Here is a 25,175-nt window from a genome sequence, read left to right as displayed (position 1 = left end):
AGCGGGTGTTCGGTCTCAGCCCTTGGTGAGGATCGAGCGGGCGAAGAAGAGCAGGTTGGCCGGCTTCTCCGCGAGGCGCCGCATGAAGTACCCGTACCAGTCGGTGCCGTACGCGGTGTAGACGCGCATGCGGTGGCCCTCGGCGGCGAGCCGCACGTGCTCGTCGCCGCGGATGCCGTAGAGCATCTGGAACTCGTACTCGTCCAGTTTGCGCCCGGCCGTCCGCGCGAGCTCCTGCGCGATCGAGATGAGGCGGGGGTCGTGGGACCCGATCATCGGGTAGCCCTCGCCCTCCATCAGGATCCTCAGGATGCGGACGTACGCCTTGTCGGTCTCGGCCTTCTGCTGGTACGCGACCTCGGCGGGCTCCTTGTAGGCGCCCTTCACCAGCCTGACGCGGCTGCCGCTCTCGGCGAGGCGGCGGGCGTCGGCCTCCGTGCGGAACAGGTACGCCTGGATGACGCAGCCGGTCTGCGGGAAGTCCTTCCGCAGCTCCTCGTGGATCGCGAACATCGAGTCGAGGGTGGTGTGGTCCTCGGCGTCGAGCGTGACGGTCGTCCCGATGGCGGCCGCGGCCTCGACGACCGGCCGGACGTTGGCGAGGGCCAGCTCGTGGCCGCCCTCCAGGGCCTGTCCGAACATCGAGAGCTTGACGGACATCTCGGCGCGGGTGCCGAGGTCCAGCTCCCTCATGCGCTCGATGAGCTCCAGGTACGCGTCACGGGCGGCGTACGACTGCTCGGGCGTCGTGATGTCCTCGCCGACGACGTCCATGGTCACCTCGAGGCCCTTGCCCGTGAGGTCCCGGATGATCGGCACGACCTGGTCGACGGTCTCGCCCGGGATGAAGCGGTCGACGACCGGCTTGGTCACCGGGGCGGCCGAGATCAGCCGACGCATCCGGTCGCTGCGCGAGGCGGCGAGAATCACGGGACCCAGCACGGGGCACCTCCATCAGGGGCGAGCAGGAGGCCGAATCCCGACAGTCGGGTACGGCACGGAGAACCACCGTGAAATCTAGGGATCCCCCCGATCGTGGGCCATCGACAGCTGTCACGCATCCGTGCCCCGGATCTCAGACAGATGTATGAAGGCCCCCGCGAAGTGCGCGAGAATGCAGGCGTGACCTCGGACCCCAAGGGTGACTACCAGGAGCTGGTGGACGAGATCTCCGAGCTGCTCGGCGTCCCCGCGACGCTGGAGAACCGGGATTTCGAGCTGATCGCCTTCGGCGCCTACGACAGCGAGGACGAGCTCGACGCGTCCGCCCTGGACCCCGTGCGCGCCCGCTCGATCCTCACCCGGCGCTCCACCGAGGCGGTCCGCACCTGGTTCGAGGGCTTCGGCATCGCCCGCGCCACGGGCCCCGTGCGCATCCCGCCCACCCCGGAGGCGGGGGTCCACCGGGGCCGCGTCTGCCTGCCGGTACGCCATCGGGGGGTGGCGTACGGCTATGTGTGGCTGCTGGCCGACGACCCCGGTCCGACCGACGACCAGCTGGCCGCGGCCATGCGGGTGACACCGCGCATCGGGGCCCTGCTGGCCGACGAGGCCCAGGCGGGAGCCGACCTCACCCGGGAGCTGCGTGCCGTCCTCACCGCGGGCGGCGGCTGGCAGCGGGACATGGCGGTGGCCGAGCTGCGCACGGCTCTCGGGCCCCGCGCCGACACGCTGCACGCGCTCGTCTGCGTGGCGCCCTGGCCCTCGCCCGACCCCGACGACGCCCCGTCGGTGCGCACCCTGCCCGCCGCCACCGCCCTGTGCACCCTCCCCTGGGGTGCGCGGGACCACGGCCTGGCACTGCTGGTGCGCCTGCGCTCCCCCGAGGTCCTCACCCCCGCGACGGCGGCTGCCGCACGCCTGCTGGAACGGGCCGACCGGCTACGGGGAGCCGGGGGCCCGCGACCGGACCCGGCCCCCGGCACCGAGGACGCCGTGGAGCGGACGGCACCGGCCGCGGGCGTCGCCGTGCCGCGCTCCGGGCTCGCCGACCTGGCCGCCGCCTGGCACGAGGCCTCGGGCGCGGCCCGCGCCGCGCTGGCCGAACCCCGGCTCGGACCGGTCGCGCACTGGACCTCGATCGGCGCGTTCCGGCTGCTGACGGCGCTGCCCGCGGGGGCGGTCCACGACCCCTCCGTGCGCCCGCTGCTGGAACCCGCGCAGCGTGAACTGGCCCGCACCGCCGAGGTGTTCCTCGACTGCGCGGGCCAGGCCGGGCGCACCGCCGCCGAACTGGGCGTCCACCGCCAGACGCTCTACTACCGGCTGTCCCGCGTCGAGCAGCTCACCGGTCTCGACCTGGACGACGGCGAGGACCGCCTGCTGCTGCACATGGCGCTCAAGGCCCGGCGCCTCTGAGCCCTCGGCGGACCCCCGTCCCCCGTCCCCCGCGCCCCCGTCCCCGGGCTCCCGTCCCCGGGCGGGGACGCCCCGGTGGGCGGTGCCGCCCGTCCGGCCCCGTACGGCAGAACGCCGGGCGGACCGGGTCTCCCCGGCCCGCCCGGCGTTCCGGGACGGGTCCGCCGTCGTCACGGCGGGTTCCGGGGCGGGGCCCCGGTGCCGGACACCTCAGACGAGGTTGACCGACCGGGCCTGCGTGGCCCCGATCTCGTCCGCCAGCTCGGTGAGCACGGTCTGCGGGACCGTGTCGTCCACGGTCAGCACGGCCAGCGCCGCGCCGCCGACGTCGGCGCGGGCGACCTGCATGCCGGCGATGTTGATGCCGGCCTCGCCCAGGATCCGGCCGAGGGTGCCGACCACACCGGGACGGTCCGTGTAGTTGAGGACGACCATGTGGTCGGCGAGCGCCAGGTCCACGTCGTACTCGCCGACCGCGACGATCTTCTGGTGGTGCTTGGGCCCGGCGAGCGTGCCGGAGACCGAGACCTCCTGGCCGTCGCCGAGGGTGCCGCGCACGGTCACCACGTTGCGGTGGTCCGAGGACTCCGAGCTGGTGGTCAGCCGTACCTCGACACCGCGCTCCTGCGCGAACAGCGGGGCGTTCACGTACGACACCGTCTCGTCGACGACGTCCTCGAACACGCCCTTGAGCGCGGAGAGTTCCAGCACCTTGACGTCGTGCTGGGTGATCTCGCCGTACACCTCGACGTCGAGCCGGACCGCCACCTCGCCCGCGAGGGCGGTGAAGATACGGCCGAGCTTCTCCGCGAGCGGCAGACCCGGCTTGACGTCCTCGGCGATGACGCCGCCCTGGACGTTCACCGCGTCCGGGACCAGCTCACCGGCGAGGGCGAGCCGCACGGAGCGGGCGACGGCGATGCCGGCCTTCTCCTGGGCCTCGTCCGTGGAGGCGCCGAGGTGCGGGGTGCAGACGACCTGGTCGAGTTCGAAGAGCGGGGAGTCCGTGCAGGGCTCCTTCGCGTACACGTCCAGACCGGCGCCGGCGACCCGGCCCTCCTTGAGCGCCGAGTACAGCGCGGCCTCGTCGACGATGCCGCCGCGCGCGGCGTTGACGATCCGCACCGACGGCTTCACCTTGTTCAGCGCGTCGTCGCCGATGAGTCCGAGCGTCTCCGGCGTCTTCGGCAGGTGGACGGTGATGAAGTCGGAGACCTCAAGCAGCTCGTCCAGCGAGAGGACCTTGACGCCCATCTGCGCGGCCCGCGCAGGCTGGACGTACGGGTCGTACGCGACGACCTTCATGCCGAACGCCGACATGCGCTGGGCGACGAGCGCGCCGATGCGGCCGAGGCCCACGACGCCGAGGGTCTTCTCGGCCAGCTCGACGCCGGTGTACTTGGAGCGCTTCCACTCGCCGTTCTTGAGGGCCGTGTTGGCCTGCGGAATGTGGCGGGCGGTGGCCAGCAGGAGGCCGCAGGCCAGCTCCGCGGCCGTCACGATGTTCGAGGTGGGGGCGTTGACGACCATCACGCCGGCCTTGGTGGCGGCGGACACGTCGACGTTGTCCAGCCCGACGCCGGCGCGCGCGACGACCTTCAGCCTGCCCGCGGCGGCGATGGCCTCGGCGTCGACCTTCGTCGCGGAACGGATCAGGATCGCGTCGACGTCGGCGATGGCGGGCAGCAGCTCGGCGCGGTCCGCGCCGTTGCAGTGCCGGATGTCGAAGTCCGGGCCCAGGGCGTCGACTGTGGCGGGCGACAGCTCTTCAGCGATGAGTACGACAGGTTTCGAGCTCACGTGGGTCCTCACAAGTCCATTGCGGACGGCCGTCCCGACGGCCGCAGGCGGTGGAGGGTTGTAAGCGGCGCCTGGGGAGCGAGGGGCCGTACCCGCGTCGTTCGGCGCGTGTTCCCGGTGTTCGGGGCAAGGACCGTCGTAGCCGGGCTACCAGGGTCGTCGTCCGTTGCGGCGGGAGTGCGTGCCGGGCGGCGTGGGGGCGTACCTTCACTTCCTCGGTGTCGCTGAGCCGCGTGGAAGACGCACGACGCTGTGGGCCTGACGCGTATTAGTGCAGCAGTCTAGTGCCGCGACGGGGGGCGTCCTGCGCCTCCACGGAAGGATCACTCATCCGTGGCTGTACGCCATGGACAAGCGGGTTGCCGGAGGTTCCGAAAGCGGGGCCGCGGCGATGCGCCGCGGCCCCGCTCCGGTCGGACTACGCCTCGTCGTCGTTGACCCACGACATGAGCTTGCGCAGCTCCTTGCCCGTGGTCTCCAGCAGGCTCTTCTCGTCCTGGCTCTTGTACTCGTTGTACTTCTTCAGACCGCCGTGGTACTCGTCCATCCACTGGCGGGCGAACGTGCCGTCCTGGATCTCGGCGAGCACCTTCTTCATCTCGGCCTTGGTGGCGTCCGTGATGATCCGCGGTCCGGTGACGTAGTCGCCCCACTCGGCGGTCTCGGAGACCGACCAGCGCATCTTCTCCAGGCCGCCCTCGTACATGAGGTCCACGATCAGCTTCAGCTCGTGGAGGCACTCGAAGTACGCGATCTCCGGCTGGTAGCCCGCCTCGGTCAGCGTCTCGAAGCCGGCCTTGACCAGCGCGGCCGTACCACCGCAGAGGACGGCCTGCTCGCCGAACAGGTCGGTCTCGGTCTCCTCGGTGAAGGTCGTCTTGATGACGCCGGCGCGGGTGCCGCCGATGCCCTTCGCGTACGACAGCGTGAGCGCGAAGGCGTTGCCCGTCGCGTCCTGCTCGACGGCCGCGATGCAGGGAACGCCGCGGCCCTCCTCGTACTGGCGGCGCACGAGGTGGCCCGGACCCTTGGGGGCGACCATGCAGACGTCGATGCCGGCCGGGGGCTTGATGAAGCCGAAGCGGATGTTCAGGCCGTGGCCGAAGAACAGCGCGTCGCCGTCGCTCAGGTTGGGCGCGATGTGCTCCTCGTAGACCTGGGCCTGGATCGGGTCCGGGACGAGGATCATGATGACGTCGGCCTCGGCGGCGGCCTCCGCCGGGCTCACGACGCGCAGACCCTGCTCCTCGGCCTTGGCCTTGGACTTGGAGCCCTCGTGCAGACCGACCCGGACGTCGACACCCGAGTCACGGAGCGACAGCGCGTGGGCGTGGCCCTGGCTGCCGTATCCGATGACCGCGACCTTGCGGCCCTGGATGATGGACAGGTCGGCGTCGTCGTCGTAGAACAGCTCGGCCACTGGGTCTCTCCTATGTGTGCTGGGTGTTGCGTCCCACCGTACGGCGGGCGGGGGAAAGGACGGTTCGGGGTCTCGGAATACGGGCGGCCGGCGGCTCTCCCACCGCCCGTTTCCGTCGTACGTGAGTGCGTCGCGCGCGTGCGTGCGCCGGGCGGCCTACGCGGACCGGTCGAGCGCGCGCAGCGAGCGGTCGGTGATGGAGCGGGCGCCGCGGCCGATGGCGATCGTGCCGGACTGCACCAGCTCCTTGATGCCGAAGGGCTCCAGCATCTTGAGCATGGCCTCCAGCTTGTCGCTGCCGCCCGTGGCCTCGATGGTGACGGCCTCGGGTGCGACGTCCACCGTCTTGGCGCGGAACAGCTGGACGATCTCGACGATCTGGGAGCGCGTCTCGTTGTCGGCGCGCACCTTCACCAGAACGAGTTCGCGCTGGACGGCGGAGGACGGCTCCAGCTCGACGATCTTCAGCACGTTGACGAGCTTGTTGAGCTGCTTGGTCACCTGTTCGAGGGGCAGTTCCTCGATCACGTTCACGACGATGGTGATGCGGGAGATGTCGGGGTGCTCGGTGACACCGACCGCGAGCGAGTCGATGTTGAAGCCGCGGCGGGAGAACAGGGCGGCGATCCGGGCGAGGATGCCGGGCTTGTTCTCCACCAGGACGGAGAGCGTGTGCTTGGACATGGGTCTGCTTCCTTTACCTACGGCTCTCAGTCGTCTTCGTTGTCGCCGAAGTCGGGGCGGACGTCGCGGGCGAACATGACCTCGTCGTTGGAGGTGCCGGCGGCGACCATCGGCCACACCATCGCGTCCTCGTGGACGATGAAGTCGATGACCACCGGGCGGTCGTTGATCGAGTTCGCCTCCTCGATGACCTTGTCCAGGTCGTCGGGGGACTCGCAGCGGATCGCGTAGCAGCCCATCGCCTCGGACAGCTTCACGAAGTCCGGGACGCGGGTGCCGGCACTGGGCTCCTTGCCGGTCGCCTCCGGGCCGGAGTGCAGCACGGTGTTGGAGTAGCGCTGGTTGTAGAAGAGGGTCTGCCACTGGCGGACCATCCCGAGGGCGCCGTTGTTGATGATGGCGACCTTGATCGGGATGTTGTTCAGGGCGCAGGTGGTGAGTTCCTGATTGGTCATCTGGAAGCAGCCGTCGCCGTCGATCGCCCAGACCGCCCGGTCCGGCGCGCCGGCCTTGGCGCCCATCGCGGCGGGCACCGCGTACCCCATCGTTCCGGCGCCGCCCGAGTTCAGCCAGGTCGAGGGCTGCTCGTACTGGATGTAGTGCGCGGCCCACATCTGGTGCTGGCCGACGCCCGCCGCGAAGATGGTTCCCTCCGGGGCGAGTTGGCCGATGCGCTGGATGACCTGCTGGGGCGAGAGCGAGCCGTTGTCGGGCTGCTCGTAGCCGAGCGGGTACGTGTCGCGCCAGCGGTTGAGGTCCTTCCACCAGCCGCTGTAGTCGCCCTGGTGGCCGTCGCTGTGCTCCTTCTGGACGGCCTGGATCAGGTCGGCGATGACCTCGCGGGCGTCACCGACGATCGGCACGTCGGCGGCGCGGTTCTTGCCGATCTCCGCCGGGTCGATGTCGGCGTGGACGATCTTGGCGTACGGGGCGAAGCTGTCCAGCTTGCCGGTGACGCGGTCGTCGAAGCGGGCTCCGAGGGCGACGATCAGGTCGGCCTTCTGCAGCGCGGTGACGGCGGTGACCGAACCGTGCATGCCCGGCATTCCCACGTGCAGCGGGTGGCTGTCGGGAAATGCGCCGAGCGCCATCAGTGTGGTGGTGACGGGCGCTCCGGTGAGTTCGGCGAGGACCTTCAGCTCGGCGGTGGCGCCGGCCTTCAGGACACCGCCGCCGACGTACAGCACGGGCCGCCTGGCCTGGGTGATCAGCCGGGCGGCCTCGCGGATCTGCTTGGCGTGCGGCTTGGTCACCGGGCGGTAGCCGGGCAGGTCCTGGGCGGGCGGCCACTGGAAGGTGGTCCGCGCCTGGAGGGCGTCCTTGGCGATGTCGACGAGGACCGGGCCGGGCCGGCCGGTCGAGGCGATGTGGAACGCCTCGGCGATCGTCCGGGGGATGTCCTCGGCCTTGGTGACAAGGAAGTTGTGCTTGGTGATCGGCATCGTGATGCCGACGATGTCCGCCTCCTGGAAGGCGTCGGTGCCGATCGCCTTGGACGCGACCTGCCCGGTGATCGCGACCAGCGGCACCGAGTCCATGTGGGCGTCGGCGATCGGGGTGACCAGGTTGGTCGCACCGGGTCCCGAGGTCGCCATGCAGACACCGACCCTGCCGGTGGCCTGCGCGTAACCGGTGGCCGCGTGGCCCGCGCCCTGCTCGTGGCGGACGAGCACGTGGCGCACCCGCTTGGAGTCCATCAGGGGGTCGTACGCGGGAAGGATCGCACCGCCGGGAATGCCGAATACCGTCTCGGCCCCGACCTCCTCGAGAGAACGGATGAGGGACTGCGCTCCCGTCACCTGCTCGGGGGCGGACTGATGTCCTCCGGAACGGGGCCGCGGCTGCGGGTGGTGGGCCCCGGTGGCCTGCTCGGTCATCGGCATTCTCTTCTCGATGCTGAGGGTTTTTGCGAGGTTTGTGCGATGTGCGGTTGTTGGTCCGCGGGTGCCTGTGCAACAAAAAACCCCTCGTGCCGTGAGGCAGGCGAGGGGAGCGCGTCGGGTGCGGTCACTGGACCACCGGTTCTTCGATCCGGTGCGTTCCAGTTCAGCCGACGCGCTTTCCAAGTACGAGAATTCGGGTGCGCATGGCACTGACCCTCCCCCCGGCACGCGGTTGGTGTCAAGTGGGTGGGACGGGAGTCTCATTATGTGAACGCAGGGCCGTACCGGTCCCGTAGCCTCCCGACGACGCCCCCGCCGCGTACACACTGGCGCCCCCACCTGCGAAGACACCGCCGCTGCCGCCGCTTCCCGCGAAGACGGGCTCGACCGGTCCGTGCGGCACGGGGTAGGCGCCGGCCGCCAGAGCGCGGCGCATTCGGTACTCGTCCAGGGGACCCGAGAACGCCATGCCCTGTCCGTGTGTACACCCCATCGAGCGTAGGGCGATGACCTGTTCGGGCAGGTCGACCCCCTCGGCCACGGACTGGAGCCCGAGGTCCCCCGCGATCCTCAGCAGCCCGCTGGTGATCTTGTGCAGCCGGGCGGACTCGACGACGCCCTCGACCAGACCGCGGTCCAGCTTCAGTACGTCGACGGGGAGGCGGCGCAGCACGGTGATCGCGGCGTACCCGCTGCCGAATCCGTCCAGGGCGATCCGGACGCCCAGCCGTCTGAGCGCGTTCAGCCGGCGCTCCAGCTCGTCCAGGGAGACCTTGGGGTCGGTTTCGGCCAGTTCGACGATCAGCGCGCCCGAGGGGAGGCCGTGCCGGGTCAGCAGGGCCTCGACCGAACCCAGGGGCATGGACCGGTCGAGGAGCCTGCGGGCGGTCATCCGTACCGCGACGGGCACGGCGAGCCCCGTGGCGCTGCGCTCGGCGGCCTGCTCGACCGCCTCCTCCAGCATCCAGCGGCCCAGCTCGGCGGTGCGCTCGCTGTCCTCGGCGACCCTCAGGAACTCGGCGGGCGTGAAGAGGACGCCCTGGGCGGAGCGCCAGCGCGCCTGGGCGGTGACCGAGGTGATCCGGCCGGTGGCGAGGGAGACCACGGGCTGGTGCAGCAGCGCGAACTCGCCGTCGTGCAGGGCGGCCCGCAGCCGGGTGGCCAGCTCCGCCTTGCGTACGACGTCCTGCTGCATCTGCGGCGCGTACAGCTCGACGCGGCCCTTGCCCGCGGCCTTCGCGCGGTACATCGCCAGGTCCGCGTTGCGCAGCAGCTCGCCCGCCCCCAGCCCGGGCTCGGAGAAGGCCACCCCGATGGAGGCCGCCACCCGGACATCGTTGCCGTCGATGCTGTACGGCTGGGAGAGGGTGACGCGGAGCCGGTCGGCGAGTTCGACGATGTGGTGTTCGCGTGCGGTGCGGTCCCGGGTGCCGTCGCCGACGATCAGGGCCGCGAACTCGTCGCCGCCGAGCCGTGAGGCGGTGTCCCCGTGGCGGACCGCGTCCTGGAGCCTGCGGGCGGCCTGCACGAGGAGCTCGTCCCCGGCCTGGTGCCCGATCGTGTCGTTGACCGCCTTGAAGCCGTCCAGGTCGATGAAGAGGACGGCGGTGCCGCGGTCGGAGGAGCGGCGGCCGGAGAGCGCCTGCCCGACGCGCTTGGTGAACAGGGCGCGGTTGGGCAGGTCGGTCAGCGGGTCGTGCTCCGCGTTGTGCTGCAACTGCGCCTGGAGGCGGACCCGTTCGGTCACGTCGCGGCTGTTGAAGATGAGTCCGCCGTGATGGCGGTTGACGGTCGACTCGACGTTGAGCCAGCCGTCGTCGCCCGACTTGAAGCGGCACTCGATACGTGTGGTGGGTTCCTCGGAGGGGCTGGCGGCGAGGAAGCGGCGCACCTCGTGCACCACGCAGCCCAGGTCCTCCGGGTGGATCAGCGAGGCGAGTTCGGACCCCACCAGCTCCTCGGCGGTCCGTCCGTAGACTCCGGCCGCGGCGGGGCTGACGTACCGCAGGATGCCGTTCGGGGCGGCGATCATGATGACGTCGCTGGAGCCCTGCACCAGGGAGCGGAAGTGGTTCTCCTTCTGCGCCAGTTCCTGGGTGAGGGTGATGTTGTCGATGAGCATGATGCCCTGGCGCACGACGAGGGCGAGCACGACCGTGCCGCCGGTGACCAGCACCACGCGGTCGACGCTGCGGCCGTTGAGCACGTTGTAGAGGATGCCCAGCGTGCAGACGGCGGCGGCCAGGTACGGGGTGAGCGCCGCCAGCGAACTCGTGATGGGGCGGCTGGCCTGGTACCGGCTGCGCCCGCCGTCCTGTCCGGGCGCGGGTGCGGGCTGCCCCTGCCGGTGGCCCGGTACGTGCCCATGGACCACACGCGTGCGCCCCTGGTCCTCCGCGGGCCCCTGGCGCTGCCCCACCCAGGGGGCGTAGGCGAGCAGCAGGGAGCCCGCGAACCAGCCGGCGTCGAGCAACTGCCCCGAGCGGTAGCCGTTGTGCAGCAGGGGGGAGGTGAACAGGGCGTCGCACATCACCGTCAGGGCGAGGGCACCGATCGCGGTGTTCACCGCGGAGCGGTTCACCGCCGACCGCCTGAAGTGCAGCGCGAGCACCATGCTCACCAGGGCGATGTCGAGCAGGGGGTACGCCAGCGACAGCGCGGTGTGCGCGACGCTCGGCCCCTCCTCCTTCGCCGCCTGCGCGAGCGCGAGACTCCAGGAGAGCGTGAGCAGGGAGCCGCCGATGAGCCAGGCGTCGAGCGACAGGCAGACCCAACCCGCCCTGCTCACTGGGCGTTTGGCGAGGACGAGCAGGCCCACGATGGCCGGCGGCGCGAAGCACAGGAAGAACAGGTCGGCGTAACTCGGGCTCGGCACAGGGCTGTCCAGGACGACCTCGTACCAGCCCCAGACGAAGTTGCCGGCGGCGGCCATCGCGGACGAGAGCGAGAAGAGCAGCCACGCGGGTCGAAAGCGGCTGCGGCGGGTGCGGGCGCAGAAGAAGCAGGAGACGGCCGCGGTGGCGGCGGCCGCGCTCAGGCCGAAGTCGCCCATGATGAGGGCCAGTCGGGGCGATCCCCAGCCGAGGGCCGAGCCCACGGCGTACACCGCGCAGACCAGGGCGAGGACGAGTTGCGGGACCACGCCCGTGCCGTCGTCGCGGAACGGGCGGCGGGTCAGCACGGCACCCGGCGAGCTCACCGCGTCACTCCGGTCCGTGCCGCCCCCGCGTCCCTCTGGTCCCGGCCTGCGGGCTGCGCGTGCCGCCGGCGGCCGGCGGGCCGCCGGTGCCTGCCTCCGGGGCCGCGACCGCGCGTCGGTGCGCTCCAGGGTCGCCGTCGGCGACCCCGCCGCGTCGGATCGTTGGTCCATAGGCCATGCATCGCCCGTCGCCCCCCTCGCAGTTGCTGTCTCCGTCCCCGCGCCGCACGCTGCCCGGCGCATCCCCTGTCGGGACGATACACCAGGATCGTCACTCAGGGACATAGTTCCTCTACGCTCCGTAACTACCAGCACGGATGCGGGCACGGCCCGCATTCGGAGGACTGCGGAGGGTGCTCGGCGCGGGGCCCGCCTCTCCCCGGTGCGGACGGAGAGAGGGAGGGCTTGGAACGCCGAGGGCTACGCGCCCGTCGTAATGACCACGTTCCGCAGTGGTTCCCGGTTCACGAACCGGTTCAACTGATCCACCAGCAGCCGCTTCGCGCGCGGGAAGAACGCGGACGTCGGACCGCCCACGTGGGGGCTGATGAGCACACCCGGCGCGTGCCACAACGGGTGCCCCGGGGGCAGCGGTTCGGGATCGGTGACGTCGAGCGCCGCCCGCAGCCGTCCGCTCTCCAGCTCGCCCAGCAGCACCTTGGTGTCGACCACCGCGCCGCGGGCGGCGTTCACGAGGAGCGCGCCGTCCTTCATACGGCCGAGGAACTCCGCTCCGGCCAGTCCCCTCGTCTGCTCGGTGAGCGGCGTGATGAGCACCACCACGTCAGCCTCCGGCAGGAGTTCGGGCAGGGCGGTGACCGGGTGCACGGGGCCGCGCGACGTATCGCGTGCGGAGCGCGCGACGCGCGCCACCCGCGCGAGCTCGAAGGGCGCGAGCCGGTCCTCGACGGCCGCGCCGACGGCCCCGTACCCGACGATCAGGACGGACTTGTCGGCGAGCGCGGGCCGGAACCCGCCGCCCCACTCGCCGCGGTCCTGCGCGCGGACGAAGTCGGGAATGCCGCGCAGCGAGGAGAGGATCAGCGTCAGCACGAGTTCGGCGGTGCTGGCGTCGTGCACACCGCGCGCGTTGCACAACTGGACGCCGTCGGGCAGGAGTCCGAGTCCGGGCTCCACGTGGTCGATGCCCGCGGACAGCGTCTGCACGACCCGTACGGACCGCAGGTCCGCCATGGGCCGCACCGCGACGTCGCCCCCCTTCATGTAGGGCACGACATAGAACGCGCACTCCCCGGGGTCCCCCGGAAAGTCCTGGTCACCGTCCCAGAAGCGGTAGTTGAGCCCTTCGGGGAGGCCTTCGAGGTCGTCGGTCCGAAACGGGAGCCACACTTCGTACGTCATGGTCAGGAGGCTATGCGAAGCACCCCGGGACCCAGCGGCTAGTTTGGGGTGCCGGAAGAGGGAGGGTGCGGCCACGTGGAGCGCAGGACGATCGGGGCGGCGGCGCTGGAAGTGGGGGCCGTCGGCCTCGGGTGCATGCCGATGAGCTGGGCGTACTCGGGTTCCCAGCAGCGGGGCGCCGAATCGCTGCGGACCGTGCACACCGCGCTCGACCACGGGACGACACTGCTGGACACCGCCGACATGTACGGGCCCTTCACCAACGAACTGCTCGTGGGGCGCGCCCTGCGGGAACGGCGCTCCGAGGCCTTCCTGTCGACCAAGGTGGGCCTGCTCGTGGGTGAGCAGCACATCGTCGCCAACGGCCGTCCCGGATACGTGAAGCGAGCCTGCGACGCCTCGCTGCGCCGCCTCCAGACGGACGTCATCGACCTCTACCAGCTGCACCGCGCGGACCCCGAGGTGCCGGTAGAGGAGACATGGGGCGCCATGGCCGAGCTGGTCTCGGCGGGCAAGGTGCGGGCGCTCGGCCTGTGCGCGGTCGGGGCGCACTCCCGCCGCGGGTCGGGCACGGGGCTCCACGACGGAACGATCCGGCAGCTCGAACGGGTTCAGCAGGTCTTCCCGGTGAGCACGGTGGAGGCCGAGCTGTCGGTGTGGTCGGCGGAGGCCCTGGACGCGCTGCTGCCGTGGTGCGAGGCGCGCGGCGTCGGCTTCCTGGCGGCGATGCCGCTCGGCAACGGCTTCCTGACCGGGACCCTCACCCCGGGCGGGGGATTCGAACGCGACGACGTGCGGGCCAGGCACCCCCGCTTCACCGCCGAGATGATGGCCGCGAACCAGCGCGTGGTCGCCGGACTGCGGCGGGTGGCCGCGCGGCACGGGGACGGGACCACACCCGCGCAGGTCGCCCTCGCCTGGGTGCTCTCGCGGGGCCGGCACGTGGTGCCCGTACCGGGCACGAAGCGCGAGCGCTGGGCGGCCGAGAACGCGCGGGCGACGGGCCTGCGCCTGACCGCGGAGGACCTGGCGGAGGTGACGGGGCTGCCCGCGGCGCTGGGTTCCTGGGACTGAGGGGGCACCGGTCAGCCGTCCCGGGCGACGCGGACCGCGGGGTGCGCGGCCGGGAGGGCCGCGGGCCGCGGGCCGCCAGGGCGGCGGGCCGCCACGGCGGCGGGGCAGTGCGGGCGGACCGTGCCGGGCTGCGGGACTGCCGCGATGCCGGGGCGGCGGGCGGCAGGCGGCAGGCGGCGGGCGGCGGGCGGCGGGCGGCGGGATCACCCGATTCGGGCGTGGTCCGGGGATTCGGTGTGCGGTGATCGGGAACTCGTGAGGCCCGAGCGGTGTATGAAAAGTAGAACCTGCCGCGTCGAAGGGATCCTGATCGTGCAACGACGAGCTGTGACGGCCGTGTTGGCCACAGCCGCGCTCCTTCTGACGGCCGGGTGCTCCTCCGGCGGCGGGGCGGAGCCGGAATCGGGCGGGACCTCGTCAGCGGGAAGCTCGGAACCCGGCTCCTCGGCGCCGGGGCGGGCCGCCGAGGAGACACCGCCGGCGAAGGGCTCCGTGAAGGTCGTGCGGACCGTCGCCGAGGACCTCAGAACACCCTGGGGGCTCGCGCCGCTGCCCGACGGCGACCTGCTGGTGTCCTCGCGGGACGAGGGGACGATCACGCGGATCGACGGGAGGACCGGCAGGAAGACCGAGGTGGGATCGGTCCCCGGAGTCGCCCCGGCGGGCGAGGGCGGCCTGATGGGCCTGGCGCTCTCCCCGTCGTACGCGTCGGACCACATGGTCTACGCGTACTTCACGACGGACTCGGACAACCGCATCGCCCGCATGCTGTACGACGAGAAGAGGCCGGCGGGCGAACAGCTGGGCGCCCCGGACACCGTCTTCAAGGGCATCCCCAAGGGCACCAACCACAACGGCGGCCGGATCGCCTTCGGCCCGGACAAGATGCTGTACGTGGGCACGGGCGAGACCTACGCCACCGAGCTGGCCCAGGACAAGAAGTCCACGGGCGGCAAGATCCTCCGGCTGACACCGGAGGGCGAGCCCGCCCCGGGCAACCCGTTCGGCTCCCCCGTCCACACCTACGGCCACCGCAATGTGCAGGGCCTGGCGTGGGACTCCCGGCAGCGCCTGTTCGCCTCGGAGTTCGGGCAGGACACCTGGGACGAGCTGAACCACATCAAGCCGGGCGACAACTACGGCTGGCCGGACGCCGAGGGCACGTCGGACGACGCGAAGTACCACGACCCGATCACGCAGTGGCACACCGACGAGGCCTCGCCGAGCGGCATCGCCTACGCCGAGGGCTCGATCTGGATGGCGGGCCTGAGGGGCCAGAGACTGTGGCGCGTCCCGCTGCGCGGCACGGAGGCGTCCGCCGAGCCCCAGGCCTTCCTGAAGGGCGAGTACGGCCGGCTGCGGACGGTGGTCTCCGCGGGCGGGGACAAGCTGTGGCTGGTGACGAGCGAGACGGACGGACGGGGATCGCCCGGGGACGGGGACGACCGGATTCTGGAGCTGAAGGTGAGCTAGCGGCGCCCGCTGCGGAACTCACAGGGCGGCACCCGGACAGGGCTTCCGCCTCAGGCCGGGGCGCCCGGCTCCTCAGCTTCGGCTCCGGGCTCGGCTTCGGGCTCGGCTTCGGGCTGCGTCGGGACCCGAACGACGACCTTGCCGGAGGCGAGGTCTATCGGGCCCCGGCCGGGGTCGCCGTCGTTCAGGTCCACGCGGGTCAGTTCCAGCCGCTTGCGTTCCTCGTCGGTGTGTTTGCGGCCCGGTGCGAAGAGCTCCTCGATCAGGTTGAACACGGTGCCTCCCTCGGCCCGGAGTCCCCTCCAGCGTATGCCTCACCCCGCGGTGCTCGGCCGGCCGTGCTCCTCAGCCGGTGCTCAGCCGGCCGTCCGGGCGGGGTCGGCCTCGGGCGGGAACAGCCTCATCCGGTGCGCCAGCGCGGCCGCCTCGCCACGCCCCGAGACGCTGAGCTTGGCGAGGATGTTGGACACGTGGACGCTGGCCGTCTTCGGGGAGATGAACAGTTCCTCGGCGATCTGGCGGTTGCTGCGGCCCGCGGCGACCAGCCGCAGGACGTCCCGTTCCCTGCTCGTCAGGCCCAGCGCCTCGACCGGGTCGGCGGGCGCGAGGACCATGCGCTCGGGGGCGGCGGCGAGCGTGAGGCGGGCGCGCTGCGCGAGCAGCGCGACGGACTCGGCGAGCGGGCGGGCCCTCAGGTGCTCCGCCACGGCCCGGGCCGGCCTGAGCAGTTCGGTGGCGCGGTGCCGTGCCTCCTCGCCGCCGCCCGAGAGCAGCAGGGACTCGGCGTGCCGGTGGCGGACCCGGGCGAGGTCGTACGGGCGCTCCAGCGGCTCGAACGCGGTGACCGTGTCGGACCAGTCGTCGGGGGTGTCCCTGCCCTCGGCGCGCAGCAGCTCGGCCCGAACCCACAGTTCGTGGGCCTGCCAGACGGGCACGTTCGCGGCGAGCGCCTTGGCGGTCGTGCGCAGACGCCCCAGGGCCTCGGCACGGCCCGGTTCGGCGGCGGGCAGTGCGCGGGCGTCGGCCTCGGCGATGGCGGAGGCGAGCAGCAGCCGCCAGCCGTAGCGGTGGGTGCCGGGCGGGAAGCCGTGGCGCACGGCCGCGACCAGTTCGGTCCGCGCGTCGAGGAGGCGGCCCTCCCCCGCCGCGACGCCGATCGCCAGGGTACTGAGCGGCAGCATGTGCTGGGGCACGCAGTCGTGCGAGCCGAAGTGCCGCCGTGCGGCGGCCAGTTGACGTCCGGCCTCGGCCAGCTCGCCGCGGGCCAGCGCGAGGACGGCGTGCACGGTGGCGTGGAAGCCCCGGGGCTTGGCGCTCTGGCCGACGCGTTCCGAGTTGACCGCCGCCTCGCTGGCCTCGTCCCAGCGGCCCAGGGAGTGGAGGGACTCGGCGAGGTTTCCCCACACCCAGGCCTCGGTGTCCAGCAGGCCCAGTCCCCGGGCGAGTTCGACCCCTTCGCGGAGGATCGCGACGGCGTCCCGGGAGCGTCCGATGCCCTCCAGGTGGGACGGCAGGTTCACATGGGCGCGGCCCACGACGTAGGCGGCGCCCAGTTCCCGGGCACGCTCCTTGACGTCGTGCGCCTCGGCGAGCCCGGCCTCGATGTCCCCGGACTCGACGAGGAGTCCGGCCAGGGTGAGCCGGGCGTTCAGCTCGATGTCGCGGGCGCCCACCATCCGGGCGTACTCCACGGCCCGTTCGGCGGCGAGGAGTGCCTCCGGGCCGGGCCGGTGGACCATCGACCAGTTGGCGACGTTGGAGAGGACGTCGGCGTGCACCTCGGAGGGCGGCAGCCCTCGTACGAGTTCCTGGGCGGTGGCCAGTTCGTGCCAGCCGTCGCCGCGGCCCTGGGCCTCCACGAGGCGGGAGCGCTGGGTCCAGAACCAGGCGGCGCGCAGGGGGTCTCCGTCGTCCTCCAGGAGGTGCAGCGCCCGCTTGGTGATCTTCAGGGCGCGTTCGCGCTCCCCGCAGAAGCGGCCCGCGACGGCCGCCTCGGCCATCAGGTCGAGATAGCGCAGCGGAGTGGCCGCCGGGTCGCAGCCGCAGGGCGGGTAGACCTCGGTGTAGTCGACCGGCCGCAGGGCCGCCCTGACCTCCTCGGGTGCCGACTCCCACAGCTCCATCGCCCGCTCCAGGAGCCGCAGTTGCTCCGAGTAGGCGTGCCTGCGCCGGGCCGCCACGGAGGCGTCGAGGACGGCCGGCAGGGCCTTGGCGGCATCGTGCGCGTGGTACCAGTGGCTGGCCAGCCGTGCCGCGCGCTCGTCGGCCGGAACGAGGGCGGGGTCGTCCTCCAGCGCCTGCGCGTAGCGGCGGTTGAGGCGGGAGCGTTCGCCGGGCAGCAGATCGTCGCCGACGGCCTCGCGGACCAGGGAGTGCCGGAAGCGGTAGCCGTCCCCGTCGGTCGTCGCGAGCAGGATGTTGGCCCCCACGGCGGCCCTGAGCGCTTCGATGAGGTCGTCCTCGCTGAGCCGCGCCACGGCCGCGAGCAGCCGGTACTCCACGGTGGAGCCGCCCTCGGCGACGATCCGGGCCACCGCCTGGGCTGCTTCGGGCAGGCTCTCGACGCGGACCAGGAGCAGGTCGCGCAGCGAGTCGGTGAGCCCGGCGCGGCAGCCCTCGGTGGAGGCGACCGCGAGTTCCTCGACGAAGAAGGCGTTTCCGTCGGAGCGCGCGAAGATCTCGTCGACCTGGGACGGTTCGGGTTCGGTGGCCAGGATTCCGGCGATCTGACGGCCGACCTCGGCACGGCTGAAGCGGCCGAGTTCGATACGGCGGACCGTGCGCAGCCGGTCGAGTTCGGCGAGCAGCGGGCGCAGCGGGTGGCGGCGGTGGATGTCGTCGGCGCGGTAGGTGGCGACGACCAGAAGGCGGCCGCTGCGCAGTGTGCGGAAGAGGTAGGCGAGGAGGTGCCGGGTCGAGGCGTCGGCCCAGTGCAGGTCCTCCAGGAGGACGACGACGGTACGTTCGGCGGCGATGCGCTCCAGGAGGCGGACGGTGAGTTCGAAGAGGCGGGCCATGCCGTCCTCGTCGTGCCGCCCGCGCGAGGTGTCACCCAACTCGGGCAGCAGACGGGCGAGTTCCTCCTCCTGGCCGGCGGCGGCAGCGGCGAGTTCGTCGGGCAGCAGGCGGCGCAGGGCGCGCAGGGCGGTGGAGAAGGGCGCGAACGGCAGTCCGTCGCCGCCGATCTCGACGCAGCCGCCGATCGCGACGACGGCGCCCTCGCGGCAGGACGCGGCCGCGAACTCCTCGATGAGACGGGTCTTGCCGACCCCGGCCTCCCCGCCGAGGAGCAGTGCCTGCGGCTCACCCGCGCCGGCACGGGCGAGCGCGTCGTTCAGGGCTTCCAGTTCGTCGGCCCGGCCGACGAAGACGGGACTGACGGACCTGGTCTCCACAGCGCCGAGCATCGCACAGAGGTACGACACGGCGGCACTGGTTATCGCGGGCAGGCCCGCGTCCGGCTCCCCGGTCGCGGACCGGCTCGCCGCCGGGAGGACGGAGCCGGAGCCTCCGGCGACCGGCCGCCCGTACGCGGGACCACCCGACGCCCCGGAAGCGGACGCAGCCCCGCCCCCTGCCGGGAACCGGGAACCGGAGCCTCCGGTGAGCGCCTTTCCGGAGGCGGGACCGGCCCCCGCCCGGGAGGCCGGTGTTGTCCTACCCCGGCAGGGAAACCGGAAGCAGGTCCACCCACGGCCGGGCGGGCGGCACCGACCCCGCCGACGACGGGCTGCCCGGACGCCGGACCACCCGACGCCCCGGAAGCGGACGCAGCCCCGCCGCCTGCCGGGAACCCGGAAGCGGACCCAGTCGGCACCCGAGAATCGGTCCCGGACCCACTCGACCCCCGAGAACCCGTCCCGGACTCCCCCGCCGGCGGGGAGACGGGCCCGGCTCCCCCCACGGCCCGCCCCGCGATCCCGGCACCGGTCGCCGCCCCGGAAGCACGTACGGACCCACTCCCGGCCGAAAGGCTGGACGCCGGACCACCCGCCGCCGACGAGGCGGACCCGGCCCCGGCGACCGGCCCTCCGGGCGCCGGACCACCCGGCGCCGGAGAAACGGACGCAGGCCCGCCACCGGCCGGGAAGCCGGAAGCGGACCTGCTCGTCAGCGGGGAAGCGGTCGCCGGGCCGATCGTCAGCGGGGAAGCGGTCGTCGGGCCGGTAGCCGTCGGGGTGGGGCCGGTCGGGGCCGGGAGGGGGGTCGCCGCTCCCCCGTGTCCTGCGCGGAGGCCGCCCTCCCGGCCGGTCGTGTTCACGCGGTGCGTGCGGACCGGTGCCGCCGGCGGAGGTGGGTATGCACCCGCCCCTCGCTGTCGTGGCGTGCGGACCGCGCCGCCTCGCGCCGGGCGGCGCGGCCCTCGCGGACGGCCTCGCGGGCCCGGCGGTAGTCGTCCGCCTCGCGGATCATTTCCGCGGAACGGATCTCGTGCAGCTCGTACTCGAACATCGTGTGCCCCTTGTGGAGTGGGTTTCGCCTCGCTCTTCTGCGATGACTCAACCTTCGTCTCCCAGGGGGGTCCGCCACATCGGGAGAGTGCCGCATCTTGGACGCGCGAAGGGCCTTAGTCCCGCCGTACGTGCCGTACGGCGGGACTAAGGCCCCTCAGGACGTGCGGTTCCTCAGCTCGCGGACGGCATGGACAGGAGGACGTCCGAGTACTTGAGGGCGGCCAGCAGCAGCCCGATGAAGCCGATCGAGACACCGGCCCAGGCGACGGACTTGACCCACGGCGCCTGCACCCGGTCCGGGTTCCCGAACGCGGGCCGCACCAGAACCGCGACGCCCACGATCAGCGCGGCGAGCGCGAAGAACCCGGCGACCAGGGCGTTGGCGCTCCAGGAGTCGGCGTACACCTGCTTGATCTGCGTGGCGACGGTCGAGCTCTGCGCGGTCTCCAGCTGGCCGAAGAGCGACTCGCGGGCCTGGGCGACCGTGCCGACCCAGCTCCCGGTCAGCGAGACGATGCCGAGTCCGGCGGAGACGATGGCGGCGGCACCCGAGGCCACCCCGGAACCCCCGTCGACGGTGCCGTCCGCGCGCTCGTCCTCGTCCGTGCTCCCGGCGACGGCCGGGCCCTCACCGGCCGCGGTGTCCTCGGTGGAGCCGGTGTCCCCGGCGGCCGCGGACTCCTTGCCGAGGTCCACCGCCGCCTCGTCGCGCTGTTCCTTGGCGCCGGTCTCGACCCCGGCCTCGTCTTCAGTCTTGATTCCCATGCTCCGCACGGTACGGACGCTGTCTGAGAATTTCTTTAAGATCCCGGGGTTCTCACACACGGGGCACCGGTTCAGCGCTCCGCGTTCGCGCGCGCGGCCCTCCACTCGTCCACGAGAACCGCCCAGATCTCCGTGTCCTGCCGGACACCCCGGTAGGGGTGGCTGGACCGCATGACGCCCTCACGGGTCATCCCGAGCCGGCGCGCCACGTTCAGGCTCGGTTCGTTGCCGGAGGCCGCGTGCCACTCGACGCGGTGCATCCCGCGCCCGTCGAACGCCCAGTCGATGAGGACGCGCGCGGCGCGGGTGACCAGCCCCCGGCCGGTCGCGGCGGGCTCCAGCCAGCAGCCGATCTCACAGCTGCCGGAATCGGCGTCGAAGATCCGGAAGAGCACCCCGCCGACGAGTTTCCCGTCCTGCCACAGCCCGTGCAGGCTGCCCGTGTCGGCGGCCCTCTTGTCCGCGTACGCCTGGAGGATCTCCCGCGCGGAGGCGACGTCGGTGGCCTTCGCGCCGAAGGGGATGAACTGCTGGACGAAGTCGCGCCCGCGGTCGAGGTGGGCGAGGAACTCCTCGTCGTGCCACGGCTCCAGGGGCCGGAGTTCGACGCCGTCGTCACCCAGGGATATCGCGTACATCCTGCTGCCGCTCCTTCACGAGTACCTGCGGGAGCGCTTCCGCGCGCGCCCCGGGAATCGTCGCACGGAGGGCGGGCACCGGAGCCGTGTCCTCGGGACTCAGGTCCGGGGCCTCGATGCTGATCCGGGGCAGCCTGCGGTCGAGCCAGCCGGGCAGCCACCAGTTGGCGCCGCCCAGCAGGTGCATGAGCGCAGGGACCAGCAGGGTGCGCAGGACGAACGCGTCGAGGGCCACGGCGGCCGCCAGTGCGATGCCGAACATCGCGATGACCCGGTCGCCGCTGAGCACGAAGGCCAGGAAGACGGAGATCATGATCACCGCGGCGGAGTTGATCACGCGACTGGTCTCCGCGAGTCCCACGCGCACGGCCCGCCGGTTGTCGCCGGTCTCCAGCCACTCCTCGTACATCCTGCTGACCAGGAACACCTGGTAGTCCATGGAGAGCCCGAAGAGCACGGACACCAGGATCACGGGGAGGAAGGGCTCGATGGGCCCCGCGCGGCCGAGGCCGAGCAGTTCGCTGCCCCAGCCCCATTGGAAGACCGCGACGACGACTCCGAAGGCTCCGGAGACCGCGGCGATGTTCATGACGGCGGCCTTGAGCGGGATGCCGATGGAGCGGAAGGCGAGCAGCAGCAGTGCGCAGCCGAGGCCGATGACGACGCCGACGAAGAGGGGCAGTTTGCCGACGATCACGTCGGCGAAGTCGTCGTATCCGGCGGTCAGGCCGCCGACCTGAACGTCGAGGGTGGTGCCGGTCTCGGCGCGCGGCAGCACGTCGGAGCGCAGCCGGTCGACGAGGTCGCTGGTCTTCTGGGACTGCGGCGAGGAGTCCGGGACGACGCTCAGATAGGCGGTGTCCCCTGCGGGGTTGTACGTCACCGGGGTCACCGCGCGTACGCCCTCGGTCTGCCTGAGGGTGGCGTCCAGGCCGTCGAGCGCGAGCCGGTCCTGGCCCCCGTCGACGTGGGTGACGAGGGTGAGCGGGCCGTTCAGGCCGGGTCCGAAGCCGTCGGCGATCAGGTCGTACGCCTGCCGGGTGGTGGCCGACCGCGCGTTGTTCCCCTGGTCCGAGGTGCCCAGGTGCAGGGAGAACATCGGTATCGCGAGCAGTGCCATGACGGCCACGGCCGCGCCGCCGAGGAGCTTGGGGTGGCGCTCGACGAACGCGGACCAGCGGGCGGCGAAGCCCGTGGGGAGCTCCGGCTCGGGTCCGCGTTCCTCCAGCCGGCGGCGCTCGCGGCGGCTGAGGGCCCGCATGCCGATGAACGACAGCAGGGCCGGCAGCAGCGTCACGGAGGCGGCGACCGTGAGGACGACGGTGAGGGACGCGGCGATCGCCACGCCGTTGAGGAAGCCGAGCCTCAGGATGAGCATCCCGAGCAGCGCGATGCAGACCGTGGCCCCGGCGAAGACGACGGCGCGTCCGGTGGTGGCGACCGCGTTCCGGGCGGCCTCCTCGACCGGGAGTCCGCGTTTCAGTCCGCGCCGGTGCCTGGTCACGATGAAGAGCGCGTAGTCGATGCCCACGCCGAGTCCGACGAGCATGCCGAGCACCGGCGCGAAGTCGGCGACGGTCATCAGGTGCCCGAGCAGGACGATGCCCGCGTAGGCCGTGCCCACGCTGACCAGGGCGGTCGCGATGGGGAGCAGGGAGGCTGCGAGCGAGCCGAAGGCGAGGAAGAGGACCACCGCGGCGACGGCCACGCCGACGATCTCGGCGACATGGCCGCCGGAGGACTCGGTGAGGGCGATCGCGCTGCCGCCGAGCTCGACCTGGAGGCCGTCCGCCTCGGCGGCCTTGGCGGTCTTGACGACGGCCTGGGCCTCGCCCGGGTCGATGTCCTCGGCGGCGGCGTCGAAGGTCACGGTGGCGTAGGCGGTTTGCCCGTCGGAGCTGATCTGCCCGGCGCCGGGACCCGCGTACGGGCTCTCGACGCTCGCGACGCCCGGCAGGCCCTCGACCTTGTCGAGGGTGCGGCTCATGGTCTGCTCGACGTCGGCGGCCCGGACCGTGCCGGAGTCGGTGTGCCACACGATGGTGTCGCTGTCGCCGCCGAGGCCGGGGAAGCCGTCCTGGATGAGCTGGGTGGCACGCCCCGATTCGGTGCCCGGCACCTCGTAGTCGTTCGAGTACGCGGAGCCGGCGACCGCGGCGGCGGCGGTCACGCCGGCGAAGGCTGCGAGCCAGAGCAGTACGGCGACTAGACGGTGCTGGATACACCAACGTGCGAGGGCTGCCACGAGCGAGCTCCCTGGGTGTTTGGTGGATCTTTTCGGGAGATGCCCGTAAAAGAACGCAAGAGGTCTGCGTCTTCACTCTTGCACCCATAGCTGATCGTTTGAGCGGATGATGGGCTTAATCACAGGGATGAGCAGGCCCCACACGGCCGTCCCCCGCGCACGGCCGCCCCTCGTGACGCTCGCGACATGCCCGACCACGCCCCGAAGGGCACGTACACCCCGGGCACGCCGCTGGGGGACGCATCGGCGGCGATGCGTCCCCCAGTGGCCTGCACGTACACGCGCGGAGTCTCAGCCCTCGGTGGCGCCGAGCCGCTCCAGGACGAGCTCCTTGACCCTGGCCGCGTCGGCCTGTCCGCGGGTGGCCTTCATGACGGCGCCCACGAGGGCGCCGGCGGCGGCCACCTTGCCGGCCCGGATCTTGTCCGCGACGCCCGGGTTGGCCGCGATGGCCTCGTCGACGGCGGCCGTCAGGGCGCCCTCGTCGGAGACGACCTTCAGACCGCGCTTCTCGACGACCTCGTCCGGGCCGCCCTCGCCCTTGACGACGCCCTCGATGACCTGGCGGGCCAGCTTGTCGTTGAGGGAGCCCTCGGCGACCAGGGCCGTCACGCGCGCGACCTGCTCGGGCGTGATGGGCAGCGCCTCCAGGGGCACGCCCGTCTCGTTCGCCGTGCGGGCCAGCTCGCCCATCCACCACTTCCGGGCGGAGGCCGCGTCGGCGCCCGCGTCGATGGTGGCGACGATCAGGTCGATCGCGCCGGCGTTGAGCATCGACTGCATGTCGTGGGCGGAGACGCCCCACTCCTCGCGCAGCCGGTTGCGCCGGGCCAGCGGCTGCTCGGGCAGGCCCGCCCGCAGCTCCTCGACCCACTCGCGGGACGGGGCGACCGGGACGAGGTCCGGCTCGGGGAAGTAGCGGTAGTCCTCCGCCTCCTCCTTCACCCGGCCCGAGGTGGTGGAGCCCGTGTCCTCGTGGAAGTGGCGGGTCTCCTGGATGATCGTGCCGCCCCCGTCGAGGACCGCGGCGTGCCGCTGGATCTCGAAACGGGCGGCGCGCTCGACGGAGCGGAGGGAGTTGACGTTCTTGGTCTCGCTCCGCGTGCCGAACTTCTCCCGGCCGTGCGGGCGCAGCGACAGGTTCACGTCACAGCGCATCTGGCCCATCTCCATGCGGGCCTCCGAGACGCCGAGCGCCTTGATGAGCTCGCGCAGCTCGGCGACGTACGCCTTGGCGACCTCGGGAGCGCGCTCGCCCGCGCCCTCGATCGGCTTGGTGACGATCTCGATGAGCGGGATGCCGGCGCGGTTGTAGTCGAGGAGCGAGTGCGAGGCGCCGTGGATGCGGCCGGTCGCGCCACCGACGTGGGTGGACTTGCCGGTGTCCTCCTCCATGTGGGCGCGCTCGATCTCCACGCGGAAGACCTCGCCGTCCTCCAGCTGGACGTCCAGATAGCCGTTGAAGGCGATCGGCTCGTCGTACTGGGAGGTCTGGAAGTTCTTCGGCATGTCCGGGTAGAAGTAGTTCTTCCGGGCGAAGCGGCACCACTCGGCGATCTCGCAGTGCAGCGCGAGACCGATCTTGATGGCCGACTCGACGCCGATCGCGTTGACGACAGGCAGCGCGCCGGGCATGCCCAGGCAGGTCGGACAGGCCTGCGAGTTGGGCTCGGCGCCCAGCTCCGTGGAGCACCCGCAGAACATCTTGGTCTTGGTGCCGAGCTCGACATGGACCTCGAGGCCCATGACGGGGTCGTACGACGCCAGCGCGTCCTCGTACGACACCAGGTCAGTCGTGGCAGTCACGGTGAAACTTTCCC

The 25,175-nt window shown here is 72.1% G+C and carries 17 protein-coding genes; 3 read left to right on the top strand and 14 right to left on the bottom strand.

All coding sequences use genetic code 11. The features are described 5' to 3' along the window. Window positions 1-15 precede the first annotated feature (15 nt). Window positions 16-942: a proline dehydrogenase family protein gene (locus IE265_RS21905; RefSeq protein ID WP_190037360.1), complete on the bottom strand. Its 927-nt coding sequence runs from the start codon at window positions 940-942 to the stop codon at window positions 16-18. Window positions 943-1,083: 141 nt separating this feature from the next. Here IE265_RS21905 and IE265_RS21900 point away from each other — a divergent pair, with 141 nt between their 5' ends. Continuing rightward, on the top strand, window positions 1,084-2,358 hold the full coding sequence (locus IE265_RS21900; protein WP_190037359.1) for a PucR family transcriptional regulator: 1,275 nt from the start codon (window positions 1,084-1,086) through the stop codon (window positions 2,356-2,358). A 210-nt stretch (window positions 2,359-2,568) separates the two neighbouring features. On the opposite strand, the gene serA is transcribed toward IE265_RS21900, so the two are convergent. From serA to IE265_RS21870, 6 genes are all read right to left on the bottom strand, one after another. Further along, window positions 2,569-4,158: a phosphoglycerate dehydrogenase gene (gene serA / locus IE265_RS21895; RefSeq protein ID WP_190037358.1), complete on the bottom strand. Its 1,590-nt coding sequence runs from the start codon at window positions 4,156-4,158 to the stop codon at window positions 2,569-2,571. Between the two features lie 418 nt (window positions 4,159-4,576). Continuing rightward, window positions 4,577-5,578 (bottom strand): ketol-acid reductoisomerase, encoded by a 1,002-nt coding sequence (gene ilvC, locus IE265_RS21890; protein WP_190037357.1) that lies wholly within the window; start codon window positions 5,576-5,578, stop codon window positions 4,577-4,579. 156 nt (window positions 5,579-5,734) lie between these two features. Then, a complete protein-coding gene (gene ilvN / locus IE265_RS21885) occupies window positions 5,735-6,262 on the bottom strand; it encodes an acetolactate synthase small subunit (RefSeq protein ID WP_190037356.1) in 528 nt (175 codons plus the stop codon). 26 nt (window positions 6,263-6,288) lie between these two features. Continuing rightward, a complete protein-coding gene (locus IE265_RS21880) occupies window positions 6,289-8,145 on the bottom strand; it encodes an acetolactate synthase large subunit (protein ID WP_190037355.1) in 1,857 nt (618 codons plus the stop codon). 238 nt (window positions 8,146-8,383) lie between these two features. Further along, complete coding sequence (locus IE265_RS21875) at window positions 8,384-11,515, bottom strand: putative bifunctional diguanylate cyclase/phosphodiesterase (protein WP_373302995.1); 3,132 nt, start codon at window positions 11,513-11,515, stop codon at window positions 8,384-8,386. A gap of 249 nt (window positions 11,516-11,764) precedes the next feature. Next, window positions 11,765-12,706, bottom strand: coding sequence for a 2-hydroxyacid dehydrogenase (locus IE265_RS21870; protein ID WP_190037353.1), 942 nt, complete (start codon window positions 12,704-12,706; stop codon window positions 11,765-11,767). 75 nt (window positions 12,707-12,781) lie between these two features. Here IE265_RS21870 and IE265_RS21865 point away from each other — a divergent pair, with 75 nt between their 5' ends. Together IE265_RS21865 and IE265_RS21860 are read left to right on the top strand one after the other, a co-directional pair. Further along, a complete protein-coding gene (locus tag IE265_RS21865) occupies window positions 12,782-13,780 on the top strand; it encodes an aldo/keto reductase (RefSeq protein WP_190037352.1) in 999 nt (332 codons plus the stop codon). 273 nt (window positions 13,781-14,053) lie between these two features. Next, complete coding sequence (locus IE265_RS21860; protein ID WP_190037351.1) at window positions 14,054-15,253, top strand: PQQ-dependent sugar dehydrogenase; 1,200 nt, start codon at window positions 14,054-14,056, stop codon at window positions 15,251-15,253. Between the two features lie 50 nt (window positions 15,254-15,303). On the opposite strand, the gene IE265_RS21855 is transcribed toward IE265_RS21860, so the two are convergent. The 7 genes from IE265_RS21855 to gatB all read right to left on the bottom strand — a co-directional run bounded on the left by IE265_RS21855 (window position 15,304) and on the right by gatB (window position 25,161). Further along, a complete protein-coding gene (locus IE265_RS21855) occupies window positions 15,304-15,528 on the bottom strand; it encodes a DUF6191 domain-containing protein (RefSeq protein ID WP_190037350.1) in 225 nt (74 codons plus the stop codon). Window positions 15,529-15,609: 81 nt separating this feature from the next. Continuing rightward, a complete protein-coding gene (locus IE265_RS21850; protein ID WP_190037438.1) occupies window positions 15,610-18,660 on the bottom strand; it encodes a helix-turn-helix transcriptional regulator in 3,051 nt (1,016 codons plus the stop codon). 850 nt (window positions 18,661-19,510) lie between these two features. After that, window positions 19,511-19,705, bottom strand: a complete 195-nt coding sequence (locus IE265_RS21845; RefSeq protein ID WP_190037349.1) for a hypothetical protein — start codon at window positions 19,703-19,705, stop codon at window positions 19,511-19,513. Between the two features lie 173 nt (window positions 19,706-19,878). Continuing rightward, window positions 19,879-20,472, bottom strand: coding sequence for a hypothetical protein (locus IE265_RS21840; RefSeq protein ID WP_190037348.1), 594 nt, complete (start codon window positions 20,470-20,472; stop codon window positions 19,879-19,881). Window positions 20,473-20,543: 71 nt separating this feature from the next. After that, window positions 20,544-21,110 (bottom strand): GNAT family N-acetyltransferase, encoded by a 567-nt coding sequence (locus IE265_RS21835; protein ID WP_190037347.1) that lies wholly within the window; start codon window positions 21,108-21,110, stop codon window positions 20,544-20,546. Next, window positions 21,088-23,355: an MMPL family transporter gene (locus tag IE265_RS21830; protein WP_190037346.1), complete on the bottom strand. Its 2,268-nt coding sequence runs from the start codon at window positions 23,353-23,355 to the stop codon at window positions 21,088-21,090. Before IE265_RS21830 ends, IE265_RS21835 begins: the two co-directional genes overlap by 23 nt. A gap of 291 nt (window positions 23,356-23,646) precedes the next feature. Next, window positions 23,647-25,161: an Asp-tRNA(Asn)/Glu-tRNA(Gln) amidotransferase subunit GatB gene (gene gatB, locus IE265_RS21825; protein ID WP_190037345.1), complete on the bottom strand. Its 1,515-nt coding sequence runs from the start codon at window positions 25,159-25,161 to the stop codon at window positions 23,647-23,649. Window positions 25,162-25,175 lie beyond the last annotated feature (14 nt).

The sequence above is a fragment of the Streptomyces fructofermentans genome, assembly GCF_014651055.1.
Lineage (GTDB): Bacteria > Actinomycetota > Actinomycetes > Streptomycetales > Streptomycetaceae > Streptomyces > Streptomyces fructofermentans.
Note: the sequence above shows the minus strand (reverse complement) of the source record. Positions and strands in the feature narration are given on the sequence as shown.

Bases quoted from the DNA above. Each gene is read 5' to 3' on its own strand.
- IE265_RS21900 (WP_190037359.1), top strand. From the start codon at position 1,084: ATGTATGAAGGCCCCCGCGAAGTGCGCGAGAATGCAGGCGTGACCTCG.
- ilvN (WP_190037356.1), bottom strand. From the start codon at position 6,262: ATGTCCAAGCACACGCTCTCCGTCCTGGTGGAGAACAAGCCCGGCATC.
- IE265_RS21880 (WP_190037355.1), bottom strand. From the start codon at position 8,145: ATGCCGATGACCGAGCAGGCCACCGGGGCCCACCACCCGCAGCCGCGG.
- IE265_RS21875 (WP_373302995.1), bottom strand. From the start codon at position 11,515: ATGGACCAACGATCCGACGCGGCGGGGTCGCCGACGGCGACCCTGGAG.
- IE265_RS21870 (WP_190037353.1), bottom strand. From the start codon at position 12,706: ATGACGTACGAAGTGTGGCTCCCGTTTCGGACCGACGACCTCGAAGGC.
- IE265_RS21860 (WP_190037351.1), top strand. From the start codon at position 14,054: ATGAAAAGTAGAACCTGCCGCGTCGAAGGGATCCTGATCGTGCAACGA.
- IE265_RS21850 (WP_190037438.1), bottom strand. From the start codon at position 18,660: ATGCTCGGCGCTGTGGAGACCAGGTCCGTCAGTCCCGTCTTCGTCGGC.
- IE265_RS21845 (WP_190037349.1), bottom strand. From the start codon at position 19,705: ATGTTCGAGTACGAGCTGCACGAGATCCGTTCCGCGGAAATGATCCGC.
- IE265_RS21840 (WP_190037348.1), bottom strand. From the start codon at position 20,472: ATGGGAATCAAGACTGAAGACGAGGCCGGGGTCGAGACCGGCGCCAAG.
- IE265_RS21835 (WP_190037347.1), bottom strand. From the start codon at position 21,110: ATGTACGCGATATCCCTGGGTGACGACGGCGTCGAACTCCGGCCCCTG.